Raw genomic sequence first — 12,407 nt, 5'->3', positions numbered from 1 at the left:
ATGCTTACAACTTATTTTACCGTAAAAACGGAAGGTTCACACGAAATTGTCATTCAAAAATCCCGTTTTATCGGTCATGTGAAGCGCGTCGAGACAGAAGAAGAAGCAATAGCTTTTGTTCAGAAAATCAAGAAAGAGCATAAAGACGCTACCCATAACTGTTCAGCCTATATGATCGGCGAACACGACTTGATTCAAAAGGCAAGTGATGATAGAGAGCCAAGCGGAACAGCTGGAGTGCCGATTCTGGAAGTATTGAAAAAGAAGGGCTTGAAGGATACCGCTGTGGTCGTCACAAGATATTTTGGCGGCATAAAGCTTGGAGCGGGCGGTCTGATCCGCGCATATTCCGGATCTGCTGCACAATCGATAGACGAAATCGGTGTCGTAAAAAGGCAGCTCATGCAGCTTGCTGAAATTCATATCGATTATACATTGCTCGGAAAAGTCGAAAATGAACTGCGGCAATCTGCCTATACATTACGTACAATTGACTACGCTGACCGCGTCGTACTGCACGTCGCCATGCAATCGGGGCAGGAGGAGGAATTTCAGGCCTTTGTTACCGATATGACTAGTGCACAAGCAGAAATAACATTCGGCGGTCAAGAATATATAGAAGAAGATGTGTAAAAGTCAGCCGACTTATACACATCTTTTTTTTCGACAAATTATTACCCGGGAAATCAATCTCCTGTCTGGTAATCTGCCGCCTTCAAACCGCTCAGCGCTCCTTGATCCGCAATGATAGTGACATTTGGATGCTCTTTGATGATCGATGCTGGAAACGCTTCGGTTTTATCACCATACACTAGCCTTTCCAAGACAGAAGCTTTTTGTTCACCAGATACAAGCAGCAGCAATTCTTTACTCTCCATTATATTCTGGATGCCCATCGTGATAGCATGTGTCGGCACTTCTTCCAAGCTCGGGAAAAAGCGGGCGTTCGCATTCCTGGTTGTTTTGTCCAGCTCCACCACATGGGTCCGCTGTTCAAATGGAGTATGTGGTTCATTGAAACCTATATGCCCATTCAAACCAATTCCGATTACTTGCAAATCAATACCACCTGCATTTTCAATCAACTGTTCATAATCCTGACAAGCTGCATCCAGATCATCTGCTCTTCCATTGGGAAGATGCGCTTTCTCAGGAGACAAATCTATATGCTGAAACAGGTGCTGGTTCATATAGTACGCATAGCTATTCTCGTCATGTGGTTCCAGACCTACATATTCATCCAAATTGAAAGTTGCAGCTTCTGCAAAAGAAATACGTTTTTGATTGTACATCTCGATCAGTGCCTCATACATGCCTTCCGGTGTGGAACCGGTCGCAAGCCCGAGCACAGCATTGGGCTTTTTAGAAAGCTGCGCAGCGATACGATCGGCAGCCATTTTACTAAGTTCTCTATAATCATTTGCTTTCTCCATTGTCAGCATGGCTCTTCCTCCTTACGATATGCTAATTTTCCCCTGCAATAGGTGGCCTGCAATGTCAGCTGATCATCCAGCAAAACAATATCCGCATCTTTCCCTATAGCCAGTGACCCTTTGCGATCATAAATCCCATACTGTTTGGCTGGATTTTCCGCCGTCATCTTGGCGATATCTGCAACGGATGCATTTGCAAAAGCAGCCATGTTCCGAACAGCATCCTTCATTTGAAGCATACTGCCGGCCAGCGTCCCATCCGGCAGCAAAGCCTTGCCATCCTTCACAGTAACAGCCTGTCCGCCAAGATCATATGTGCCGTCATCCAATCCTTTTCCACGTAAGGAATCTGTAATCAGAATCAATCGGTCCGGACCGATATTCTGATAAACCAAACGGAGCATCTCAGGTGCTACATGGATACCATCTGCTATCAGCTCGCTCTTAAGCGCAGGTAATAGAAAACCTGCACCAACAGCACCTACATCCCGATGGTGGATACCATTCATCTGATTGCACAAATGTGTAAGCTGCGAAATCCCCTTCTCCACAGCATCTTTTATCTGTTCAAATGACGCATCCGTATGGCCTGCCGATGCTGTGATCTGTTCCGAAGCAAGCAGCTGCGTCAGCTCGTAGTCGTCATCGCATTCAGGTGCAAGCGTCACTACCTTGATTTTATTCCCTGATAGCTGCTGCCACTCACGAAAGATTTCCGCATCAGGCTTGCAGATATGTGCGAGCGGCTGTGCTCCTGCTTTTGCCGGATTGACAAACGGACCTTCCAAATGCACTCCGATAAGCTCAGCTTCTCCTGCTTGATGTGTAAACAAACTCACTTGTTCCAACGCTGTCTCAATTGCCTTTTTATCCTGTGTAATTGTAGTAGCCAGAAAAGTCGTGGTTCCTTCATTCGGAAGCCAGGCGGCCATTTTGTGCAGACTTTCCTGTGTCGCATCCATTGTATCTGCTCCTGCTGCACCATGAATATGTCCATCGATAAATCCAGGCAGGGCATACTGATGCTTTCCATCCACTTCTTGACTGTACCTTTTGGATGGCTCATCTTCTCCTATTTCTACTATTTCCCCATTCATCATACCGATATAACCCGTCACTATCTTTTCTGGCAGGCAAATTCGGACATTGCGAAGCAAGATGTCACCCATAGCAAGATTCCTTCTTTCCTTGATGATACCTATAGCGTAGCACAAGGTATACACATTGTCTAACGCTATAGACAATGTGTATACAATTAAAACCCAGCATGCTATACTTAACAAAATAAAACGACAAAGGAGCACCAGCATGATCGACAAAAATTCACCTATCCCGATTTATTTTCAGCTGGAGCAGGCGATACGTGAGCGCATCGAGTCCGGCAGCTTGGCTCCTGGGGAGATGCTGCCTCCAGAACGGCATTATACCGAATCCTTGGCTATCAGCCGAATGACAGTAAGGCATGCAATGCAGGCATTGATAGAAGATGGACTGCTAGAAAGAAGAAAGAACAAAGGTCTTTTCGTGAAAGTTCGCCCGTATCATCAGTCTTTATCAAAATTGACAAGTTTCAGTGAAGATATGCAAGCCCGTGGACTCTCATCAAGCAGCACTATATTAGAATGGAAAGAAATACAATTAAGCAGCATGACTGCAGACAAATTACAAAAAGAAATCGGCGCTGCAGCAATCCGAATCAAACGTCTACGTTCGGCTGATCAAGAACCGATTGCAGCGGAAACGATAACGACACCGCTTGAAATGGCTGAAAATTTGACGGAGAACAAGTTAAAAGAGAGCTTCTACGCTTATTTGGAAAAGGAAATGGGGTTGACGCTTCATCGCGCTGAACAGGAGATCGAAGCAGATTTAGCCGACGAGGAGCTTGCTGAACTTCTGAACATAACACCTGGTGATGCAGTCCTGCGCATCCACCGTTTATCTTATTTGGAGGATGGTCGGCCCTTCGAGTATGTAACAAGCACATATCGTGCGGATAAGTACACGTTCACAAGCAGTTTTTACCGTTGAGAGCACACAAAAAGAGCAGCGCCGTTTTCCGGTACACTGCTCTTTTAACTTTGGCTTACTGCTCGATATGATTGTAGTTCTTGAATTAGCTTTGTCAACATGGTGTCTAAATCATCGATTTGTTTGTTTTCCGTCTGGGAAATCAATTTAACTAGGATGTCCTTGTATATTTCCTGTTCTTTCACTATGTCACCTCGTTTAAAATCGATACAATACGTTATGTACGTAAACTGAATCGCGTGTCTCATAGTGAACTATACCATATTTATTGAAAAATGATGTCTATTTTTGCCAAAAATGAGAATTTCGGCGTATTTATAATCGTTTCCAGTAGATGTGATACAGATTTCTTCCGATAATTACCACCAGTAGCCCTACACAAGCCCCTATTGTATCAATAACCACATCGCCGATATATGGAGTCCTTCCTGGCGTCATGCCTTGGTGGAACTCATCTAAGCAGGCATACAAAATTGATATCACTAATGCAATACGCAATGATAGGCGGTACTTCATACCAAACCCCTTATAAAGTGCTGCAAATGCAAGGATTGCTAGACAGAAGTAGATACCGAAATGCGCTACTTTTCTAAGAGTAAATTCTACAAAGGAATAAACTCCCACTGCTTGAACACTGATTTCGTTCCCCGCATAGGTAAATTGGATAGGTGCCAGAAGTGGTTCAAGCGGACTTAAATCAATGTGGGAAGCAAGCATCGGCTTGATGTCCTGCTCTTGGTAAGGGGTGGCGGAAAATAGGAAGATGATGATGATGCAAGCCAGCGGCAGCATACCATAGACCCATTTTTTCAAACTCATCTTCTCCCCTCCCTTTTTCTGGATAAGCTTCGATTATATCATAACAGCCCATATAAAGGCAGTTTATCCTCTGCTTCGTTTTACTAAACCTTTACAAGAAACAGCTTCCCCGCTGGAAAATATTTATATATAATGATGATTAGATAGTATACAAGCCAGCTTGTACATAAAGGAGAACATATGAAACGATTCGCTGTCATACTTGTCATTGCCGGGCTTTTGTTGGTAGGATACGGAGGATTTGAATGGTATACGACTGCAAAGGCACAGAAAGATTCCCTGTCCGATGCAAAATCAATGCTTCATGAAGCGCATGCAGCAGAGGAGCTCACACCTGAGCAAGCCGAAGAGGAAGCAAGCAGCTTCGTTCCTGGTCAAGGCGATGTGGTTGGTGTGCTGCATGTACCAAAGCTGGATGCAGATTTGCCGATTGTGGAAGGTACAGATGCAGATGATCTGGACAAAGGCGTTGGCCATTATAAAGGAACCGCTTATCCGCTCCAAAATGACCAAATTGTCTTATCCGGCCACCGCGATACAGTATTTCGCAACATGGGCGAAGTGAAAGTAGGCGACACCTTTGTGGTTGAAATGCCATATGGCTCCTTCACCTATAAAGTTGAACATACGAAAATCGTCGATAAAGATGATTTAACTGTCATCGTTCCAACAGCTCCCGAGGAAGTTCTAACCGTGACAACATGTTACCCGTTCTCTTATGTGGGAGATGCTCCGGAACGTTTTGTCTGGACAGCAGTACCTGTGGAAACAGAATAAACCGAGCAGCCTTGACTGCTCGGTTTTCTATTGCATTTGTTTCCAAATTGATTTACCGATTTCCAGGGAAGCTGTCGCTGCAGGTGATGGTGCATTGCATACGTGCAGTGTACGCTTTCCGCGGATCAGCTGAAAGTCATCAACCAATCCACCATCATGCTGCAGGGCTTGTGCCCGGACACCTGCCGGAGCAGCCGCGAGATCATCCGCCTCGATAGCAGGGATAAGCTCTTGGAGACTTTTGACAAACCGACTTTTAAAGAAGGATCGGAGGTACTCCGCCGCGCCCTGCCGGTAGTACTTGCCGGCAAGCTTCCAAAATCCCGGAAAGCGCAAAGTATCCGCTACATCTGCGAAGGCGACATCCATTTTACGGTACGCCTCGCGCTTGAAGCCGAGCACCGCATTTGGCCCTGCTTCTATTCCACCGCCGATCATCCGCGTGAAGTGGACACCCAGAAATGGGAATGCCGGATCGGGAACAGGATAAATCAGGTGTTTGACATAGTGCCTCGCTTGCGGCTTGAGCTCATAGTATTCACCGCGGAATGGAACAATTTTTGTATCAGTCAGATAACCGGCTGCTTTCGCGACCCGGTCACTGTGCAGACCGGCACAATTGATGACATAGCTCGCTTGAATAGAACCTTCTTTTGTTTGTACGACTGCTTGGTGGAGCTTTTCCTCAATCCGTACTACTTCACAGCCAAGCATAATCGTACCGCCTTTTGACTGAATGCGTTCTGCCAGCTTATGACAGACTTGCGTATAATCCACAATACCTGCCTGCGGGACGCGAATTGCGGCAATGCCATTCGCATAAGGTTCAATTTGCTGCAGCTGGTTCTTATCTATTTTCTCGATAGCCAGACCGTTAGCCAAACCTCTGCGATAAAGCTGATCCAATTGTTCCAGCTCTGCTTCTTTGGTCGCAACGATTACTTTACCGCACTGCTCGACGTCGATGTCTGTTTCATGACAAAAGGCGAATATGCTTTCACTTCCACGCTTTGCGAAAGCAGCTTTAAAGCTGCCAGGTTTATAGTAGATTCCCGAATGGATGACGCCGCTGTTGTGACCGGTTTGATGCATCGCCAGCTCCGTCTCCTTTTCCAGGATAACAATTCTTTTACCAGGTGATTCCTGCAATATCGCATAAGCAGCAGCCAATCCGACGATGCCGCCTCCAACAATCGCTATGTCGTACATCTGTATCGCCCCTTTTTTCAGCTGTCAGGGGTAAGTTTCTTCTCGACATTCCGCAGATGAATCAAGCACTGCAGACGCGCCAGCTCTGCTTCCCCTGCATGGATAGCTTCGTAAATCTTCTCATGTTCCTCGTAAATGATTTGCTTATTTCGCAAAAGATCTTGTTTCTCCTCAAAAGACAAAGCAAATGCTTTCTTATAAACAGTGTCCAAGTTGGCAAAGGTTTGAATCATAACCGGATTATGCGTCGCCTTCATCACAGCTAGATGGAAAGCAAAATCCGCATTCCGTCCTTTATGTGATCCAACACTGTCAACATCCACTTCTTTCATTAGCTCAAGTGCAGAGCGCATTTCTTCCAATTCCTTATCTGTTCGACGCTCAGCTGCCAGCATGGCTGCTTCCGGCTCCAGGATCTTCCGCATTTCAAAAAGATAACGGAAGCTGGCAAGATTCGATTCATCTACCATCACTTGGTGGAAGAATTCACCATGGAATGCTTGTTCTACATACGTGCCGCCGCCTTGCTTCGATGTGACAGCGCCTTGTGCTTTCAGCTCGCTCAATGCTTCCCTGATGGAAGCACGGCTGACGCCATATTTTTCACACAGCTTCTTCTCCGTCGGCAGCTTTTGTCCCGGTTTGATATCTCCTTCCACTATTTGTTCCAATATTTCAGCCGCAATCCGATGCGCCACTTTCTCCTTTTTCATGTTGTAAGCTTTTTCTCCTTTTTTGTCTGACAAGTAGTAACCTATAAAAATTACTAAATCCACTTTCCATTCTGTTCGCAATCTTAAAGATTGTTGATATATCTAGGTTTTTTTGACTCATTCATTATTTTATCATTCCTTTTGTAATCATCAAGGATTTTTTGCCTTACAAATTTATCTTGCCAACACCTGTCTTTTATGTTTACAATCACAGTAGCGAAGGGGGTACGTGTATGGAAAACGAAAACAAATCGTTGGCGCCCGCCAGTCCCACTCCTCCGAAAACCTTCGGCCAGAAGCTCCGCAATGTCGGACCTGGCTTCGTCACCGCAGCAACGGGCGTCGGAACAGGCGATCTTATCGCAGCTCTTGTAGCCGGATCAGGCTTCGGCATGATGCTCGGCTGGGCAATCATTTTAGGTTCTATCATCAAATATTTCCTCACCGAGGGGGTCGGCAGATGGCATCTTGCTACTGGCAAGACCATCCTGCAAGGCTGGCACTCTCTTGGTAAATGGGCGACCGGCTATTTCGGTGTCTATGCCATCATCTGGGGCATCCTCTATGGTGCTGCAGCAGGATCCACCAGTGCATTGATGATGCGTTCGATGTTTCCGATCATGCCGCTTTGGGCATGGGCAATCGTCCATCTTCTCGCAGGATTTGCCTTGATCTGGACAGGTAAATACATGCTGTTCGAGAAAGTGATGCTCGTCTTCATTGGTATCATGTTTGTGACTGTAGTAGGAACTGCAGTGATCTTGCTGCCCGATATCGGGAATATCATCCAAGGTATTGTCATACCAAAAATGGATGCCGGCAGCTTCTTGCTCGTCATGGGTCTGATAGGCGGAGTCGGAGGCACAATTACGATGGCTTCCTATGGCTATTGGCTGCAGGAGAAGAAATGGCAAGGAAAAGCTTGGGTCTCCATGATGCGTGTCGACAACAGTGTCGCCTACATCGTGACAGGTATCTTTACACTTTCCTTAATGGTAATCGGTGCAGAGTTCCTGCACAGCTCCAATATCCAGATCAATGGAGAAGAAGGTTTGATTACACTGTCTGGCATGCTCGGAGAGGAATTCAACGGCGTTGTTTCCTGGATGTTCATGCTCGGTGCATGGTCGGCTGCATTCTCTTCCTTAATCGGAGTTTGGAATGGCGTTCCATATTTGTTTGCGGATTTCATCCGTACCATTCGAAAAAAAGGGCAGTCAGAAGACAAACCTGTCTCTGAAAAAGACCCTGCTTACCGTTTTTATCTTGTTTGGCTTACATTCCCGCCAATGCTATTGTTATTCTTCGGCGAACCGGTAGGGCTTGTATTGATTCAAGGAGCACTTGGAGCTTTACTAATGCCGTTCCTTGCAATTACACTAATATGGCTGCTCAACTCGAAGCGCGTCGAACCGGATTACAGGAATGGCTGGATCACAAATGGCGTATTGGGAATCAGTATTTTGTTATTCGGTGCATTGATGGTCAACGAATTAATTAATTTATTCTGATTTACCCAGGAGGGCACATCTGTGTCCTTCCTTTCTTTGTCAGGAAAGTTGACATGATTCTAGTAAGTTATGCTATTATTACACTGAAGTTTTTAGTTTTTATTCTTTCAACGTGGGGGTACATCATGAAGCGTTTTAAAATTGGACTAGCCTACCAGATTTTGATTGGTTTAGTGCTAGGTGTTATCGTTGGTTCCATCTTCTACGGCAATGAAACGGCCGTTAGCATTTTACAGCCTCTTGGCGATTTATTCTTACGCGCGATTAAAATGATCGTTATTCCGATCGTCATCGCATCTATCATTGTTGGTGTTGCCGGTACTGGTGACGGTAAATCGGTTGGTAGACTTGGATTTAAAACACTAGTTTACTTCGAGATTGTTACAATCATCGCACTGGCGATCGGCCTTGTGTTCGCCAATGTGTTCCAGCCTGGTGAAGGCATCGACCGTTCTTCCCTTGAAACAACAAGCATCTCACAATATGAAGAAACTGCTGAAACACAGGAAGACAGAACGATTGTAGATACGATTCTTGAAATCATCCCGACGAACGTCTTCCAAGCAATCGGTGAGGGCGACATGCTCGCCATCGTATTCTTCTCCGCTCTATTCGGTCTTGGAGTAGCAGCAATCGGTCAAAAAGGACAGCCTGTTCTGAACTTCTTCGAAGGTGTCAGTCAGACGATGTTCTGGGTAACAAACCTTGTCATGAAATTAGCACCAATCGGTGTATTCGGACTTATCGGTGTTACCGTTTCTAAATTCGGTATTTCATCTTTGGTTCCATTAGGTAAACTTGCACTTGTCACATATGGCGCGATGGCGTTCTTCATCCTTGTCATCTTCACTATCATCGCAAAAATTGTTGGCGTCAACTTGTTCAAGATGCTGAAAGTATTGAAAGATGAACTATTGCTTGCATTCTCCACTTCAAGTGGTGAAACAGTCTTGCCTCGTGTCATGTATAAGATGGAACGCATGGGTGCACCAAAATCCATCGTTTCCTTCGTATTGCCGACTGGTTACACATTCAACTTGGATGGATCTACTATGTATCAGGCACTTGCATCTCTCTTCATTGCACAGATGTACGGTATTGATTTGACTATCTGGGAACAGCTCGGAATCATGGCCTTGCTGATTGTTACTTCCAAAGGTATCGCAGCAGTACCAGGAACAAGCTTTGTCGTATTGCTTGCGACATTGAGTTCTGTAGGCTTGCCAGTTGAAGGTCTTGCATTCATCGCTGGTATCGACCGTATCCTTGATATGGGACGTACTGTTGTAAACGTTGTGGGTAACAGTCTTGCTGTTATCGTCGTTTCCAAGTGGGAAGGCAAATTCAATTTGAATAAAGAGTACTTGAATAATGGCGGTACAGAAGAAGTAAAAGTAGGCTGAGGATTTTCCTCGCCTACTTTTTTTATACCCATATGATCCTGAAATGCCTGCTTGCTTCGATATAGTTTAATAGTGGAACATCCTCCGATACAACCTGTCCGATCACATTGACCTTATCGTCTTGCGGTAAGTTTCTCCTAGTGATTTGTATTTCCCCTTTATAACGCATGTACAGATCATTATCGATGGTTATACTGCCTTCGTTTCGTTCGATACGGTTGAACGGTATCACCTGTACGTCCTGGAACATTCCGCTCAATCTGGATTCCTCCGATCGAACCACATCCCGTGCCCTATCAGGGCGGTTATGTGTTCCCCTTTCCAGCAGATGATGCGCTTCCGTTATTTCACCATAAGGTTTTGCGCGGAGCGTTATTGTGTTTGTTGCATCTTTCAGCTGCATTAAAGCCTGATCTGACACATCTGGATCTCCAATCAGGATTTTGTCCACGTTGTATGCTTTCAGTTCTGTATAGGCTGCAAATGTCCCATACGAACGATGCTGTTCCAATGTCGGCAGACCTCGATGAAGCGGTCCCCGCAGGTTACGGTCACCTGGTATGAAGGCTTGCACCTTGAGTCCATATGATTGGAACAGCTGATTTTTTGCCAGGAAGTCACTGAGTGCAAGCCCTGTTTCCGGCCGAGGGTAAAAATTATGCCAGACTTCTGTGTGGGTAGTACGCAGGCCTAATTGAATAAGTCTCTCTAGCTTATCTTTTGCAAGTGTACTAGCATTCAAAGCGACCTTCATCTTTTGCGATAAGCGGACAATAACATCATCTTCTATCCCGTAATCGATCCGCAGACCTGTCAGTCCCCAACTCAATACTGTTTCTGCAGTATCCCAGTCCAAATCGAGCTTCTCCATCGAAGCAGTCGAAATATCCGCAATCAACTCCATATCCAAGGCAGAGGCAATAGAACCAAGAAGCTGCAGCTTTGTCCGGTAAGCAGAAGCATCTTCCTCTGGGATGTGAAGTGATGTAAACAAACTCCGGAATCCAGCATCATAAAATCTTCTGATTTTTTCTTCCTCTATCCGTTCCTGTAAATACACAGATATCCCTAACACCTTATCCCTCCTATGTACAAAAAAGGCGTCATAAAGACGCCTTGATAATTATATATCCTTTGCCATGTCTTCCTTAAACCCGAAGAAGTAAGTAAACACGAACCCGGCAATATATGCGACAAATATACCAATCAAGTACTGCAGATACTTTCCTTCTGCGATGAGCGGCGTTAAGGAAAGTCCGGAGACACCGATTGAAGTCGCTCCTGTCGCAAACAGCGCTTGTGTAGCTCCACCGACAGCTGCCCCAAGACATGCAGTTAAGAACGGGCGTCCGAGCGGCAAGGTTACCCCGTATAAGAGCGGCTCCCCGATACCAAGGAATCCGGCCGGCAAGGCACCTTTGATAATATTCCGCAGACGTTTATTGCGCGTTTTGACGAAGACGGCAATAGAAGCTCCGACCTGACCGCCGCCAGCCATCGCCAATACCGGAAGCAAAGCTGTAAAGGTGAACGTCTGGATCAGTTCCATATGAATCGGTGTCAAGCCATGATGCAAGCCAACCATAACGAGCGGGAGGAAGAATCCTGCAAGCAAAGCACCTGCCACAACACCGCCGACATCAAGAATAGCGTTGATTCCGGAAGTGATGCCATCTGACAGCACACCGGCAACCGGCATGATGACAAGCAATGATGCAACACCGACAAACAGAACAGTTAATATAGGAGTAAAGATGATATCAATACTATTAGGCATGAATTTTCTTACGCGTTTCTCGATGAAACTCATCAGCCATGCAGCGAAGATGACGCCGAATAATCCGCCCCGGCCTGGAACGAGCGCTTCACCGAACAGCGTGATATTCGCCAGCGCAGGATTGAACAAGATCATACCAGCAATAGCACCAAGTACTGGAGAACCGCCGAATTCCTTGGCTGTATTCCACCCCACCAGAATTGCTAAAAAGCTGAACAAACTGCCGCCGATCAGCTGCAGGATCTGGATGATACCGAGCGTAGGATCCGCACCGGCATTGACCGCAAAGCTGACACCCCCATTGATGATACCGGAAGCAATCAAACCAGGGATAAGCGGAATGAAAATATTACCGATACGTTTCAATAAGAACTTGACCGGCGTCTTATTTTTCTCCTTCATGTTCTCCCGTTTGAGCTGTGCTTTTTCCTCAAAAGTAAGATTATCGATTTCGGCAGCTTCTTCCCCGACACCAAGACCAGTGATTCGGCTGATTTCATCGGAGACTTTGTTTACAGTTCCAGGGCCGACTACGATTTGAATCGTATCATCTGCCACTACGCCCATGACGCCGTCAATTCGTTTCAGAGCATCAAAATTCACCTTATTATCATTCTTAACCCGTAAACGCACTCGTGTCATACAATGTGTCAACGAAACGATATTCTGCTCTCCTCCGACTTCGCGGAGAATGTCTTCTGCCAATTGCTTCATCTTCGCCATTCTGATTCCTC

12 protein-coding genes are annotated in these 12,407 nt (G+C 45.8%); 5 read left to right on the top strand and 7 right to left on the bottom strand.

Annotated elements, in window-relative coordinates:
• A complete protein-coding gene (locus tag SFC25_RS11690; protein WP_411215449.1) occupies window positions 1-633 on the top strand; it encodes a YigZ family protein in 633 nt (210 codons plus the stop codon).
• Window positions 634-686: 53 nt separating this feature from the next.
• Here the strand turns inward: SFC25_RS11690 and nagB are convergent, their stop codons facing one another.
• Together nagB and nagA are read right to left on the bottom strand one after the other, a co-directional pair.
• Entirely contained in the window at window positions 687-1,442 is a 756-nt protein-coding gene (gene nagB / locus SFC25_RS11685) for a glucosamine-6-phosphate deaminase (protein ID WP_411215448.1), read from the bottom strand.
• A complete protein-coding gene (gene nagA, locus SFC25_RS11680; protein ID WP_411215447.1) occupies window positions 1,436-2,602 on the bottom strand; it encodes an N-acetylglucosamine-6-phosphate deacetylase in 1,167 nt (388 codons plus the stop codon). The genes nagB and nagA overlap by 7 nt, the downstream gene beginning before the upstream one ends.
• Before the next feature lie 139 nt (window positions 2,603-2,741).
• On the opposite strand from nagA, the gene SFC25_RS11675 reads away from it, so the two are divergent.
• Window positions 2,742-3,464 (top strand): GntR family transcriptional regulator, encoded by a 723-nt coding sequence (locus SFC25_RS11675; RefSeq protein WP_411215446.1) that lies wholly within the window; start codon window positions 2,742-2,744, stop codon window positions 3,462-3,464.
• Window positions 3,465-3,779: 315 nt separating this feature from the next.
• On the opposite strand, the gene SFC25_RS11670 is transcribed toward SFC25_RS11675, so the two are convergent.
• The gene (locus SFC25_RS11670) at window positions 3,780-4,283 is read right to left on the bottom strand and encodes a VanZ family protein (protein WP_411215445.1); all 504 of its coding nucleotides are present in this window, start codon (window positions 4,281-4,283) and stop codon (window positions 3,780-3,782) included.
• Between the two features lie 180 nt (window positions 4,284-4,463).
• Here SFC25_RS11670 and SFC25_RS11665 point away from each other — a divergent pair, with 180 nt between their 5' ends.
• Window positions 4,464-5,060, top strand: a complete 597-nt coding sequence (locus SFC25_RS11665; RefSeq protein ID WP_411215444.1) for a class D sortase — start codon at window positions 4,464-4,466, stop codon at window positions 5,058-5,060.
• A gap of 27 nt (window positions 5,061-5,087) precedes the next feature.
• Here the strand turns inward: SFC25_RS11665 and lhgO are convergent, their stop codons facing one another.
• The gene (gene lhgO, locus SFC25_RS11660; RefSeq protein ID WP_411215443.1) at window positions 5,088-6,269 is read right to left on the bottom strand and encodes an L-2-hydroxyglutarate oxidase; all 1,182 of its coding nucleotides are present in this window, start codon (window positions 6,267-6,269) and stop codon (window positions 5,088-5,090) included.
• A 17-nt stretch (window positions 6,270-6,286) separates the two neighbouring features.
• Window positions 6,287-6,982, bottom strand: coding sequence for a FadR/GntR family transcriptional regulator (locus SFC25_RS11655; protein ID WP_411215442.1), 696 nt, complete (start codon window positions 6,980-6,982; stop codon window positions 6,287-6,289).
• A 233-nt stretch (window positions 6,983-7,215) separates the two neighbouring features.
• Between SFC25_RS11655 and SFC25_RS11650 the strand changes: the two genes are divergently transcribed.
• Window positions 7,216-8,493, top strand: a complete 1,278-nt coding sequence (locus SFC25_RS11650; protein WP_411215441.1) for an Nramp family divalent metal transporter — start codon at window positions 7,216-7,218, stop codon at window positions 8,491-8,493.
• A gap of 125 nt (window positions 8,494-8,618) precedes the next feature.
• Entirely contained in the window at window positions 8,619-9,896 is a 1,278-nt protein-coding gene (locus tag SFC25_RS11645; RefSeq protein ID WP_411215440.1) for a cation:dicarboxylate symporter family transporter, read from the top strand.
• A gap of 22 nt (window positions 9,897-9,918) precedes the next feature.
• On the opposite strand, the gene SFC25_RS11640 is transcribed toward SFC25_RS11645, so the two are convergent.
• Both SFC25_RS11640 and SFC25_RS11635 read right to left on the bottom strand, forming a co-directional pair.
• On the bottom strand, window positions 9,919-10,971 hold the full coding sequence (locus SFC25_RS11640; protein ID WP_411215439.1) for a DUF871 domain-containing protein: 1,053 nt from the start codon (window positions 10,969-10,971) through the stop codon (window positions 9,919-9,921).
• A 48-nt stretch (window positions 10,972-11,019) separates the two neighbouring features.
• Window positions 11,020-12,396, bottom strand: coding sequence for a PTS transporter subunit EIIC (locus SFC25_RS11635; RefSeq protein ID WP_411215438.1), 1,377 nt, complete (start codon window positions 12,394-12,396; stop codon window positions 11,020-11,022).
• Between the last annotated feature and the right edge of the window lie 11 nt (window positions 12,397-12,407).

This window comes from Terribacillus saccharophilus (genome assembly GCF_046592595.1).
Classification (GTDB): Bacteria; Bacillota; Bacilli; order Bacillales; family Amphibacillaceae; genus Terribacillus; species Terribacillus saccharophilus_C.
This window is presented reverse-complemented; position numbering and strand designations above follow the sequence as displayed.

Excerpts from the sequence above, each read along its gene's own strand:
- SFC25_RS11690 (WP_411215449.1), top strand. The coding sequence starts at position 1 with ATGCTTACAACTTATTTTACCGTAAAAACGGAAGGTTCACACGAAATT.
- nagB (WP_411215448.1), bottom strand. The coding sequence starts at position 1,442 with ATGCTGACAATGGAGAAAGCAAATGATTATAGAGAACTTAGTAAAATG.
- nagA (WP_411215447.1), bottom strand. The coding sequence starts at position 2,602 with ATGGGTGACATCTTGCTTCGCAATGTCCGAATTTGCCTGCCAGAAAAG.
- SFC25_RS11675 (WP_411215446.1), top strand. The coding sequence starts at position 2,742 with ATGATCGACAAAAATTCACCTATCCCGATTTATTTTCAGCTGGAGCAG.
- SFC25_RS11670 (WP_411215445.1), bottom strand. The coding sequence starts at position 4,283 with ATGAGTTTGAAAAAATGGGTCTATGGTATGCTGCCGCTGGCTTGCATC.
- SFC25_RS11665 (WP_411215444.1), top strand. The coding sequence starts at position 4,464 with ATGAAACGATTCGCTGTCATACTTGTCATTGCCGGGCTTTTGTTGGTA.
- lhgO (WP_411215443.1), bottom strand. The coding sequence starts at position 6,269 with ATGTACGACATAGCGATTGTTGGAGGCGGCATCGTCGGATTGGCTGCT.
- SFC25_RS11655 (WP_411215442.1), bottom strand. The coding sequence starts at position 6,982 with ATGAAAAAGGAGAAAGTGGCGCATCGGATTGCGGCTGAAATATTGGAA.
- SFC25_RS11650 (WP_411215441.1), top strand. The coding sequence starts at position 7,216 with ATGGAAAACGAAAACAAATCGTTGGCGCCCGCCAGTCCCACTCCTCCG.
- SFC25_RS11645 (WP_411215440.1), top strand. The coding sequence starts at position 8,619 with ATGAAGCGTTTTAAAATTGGACTAGCCTACCAGATTTTGATTGGTTTA.
- SFC25_RS11635 (WP_411215438.1), bottom strand. The coding sequence starts at position 12,396 with ATGGCGAAGATGAAGCAATTGGCAGAAGACATTCTCCGCGAAGTCGGA.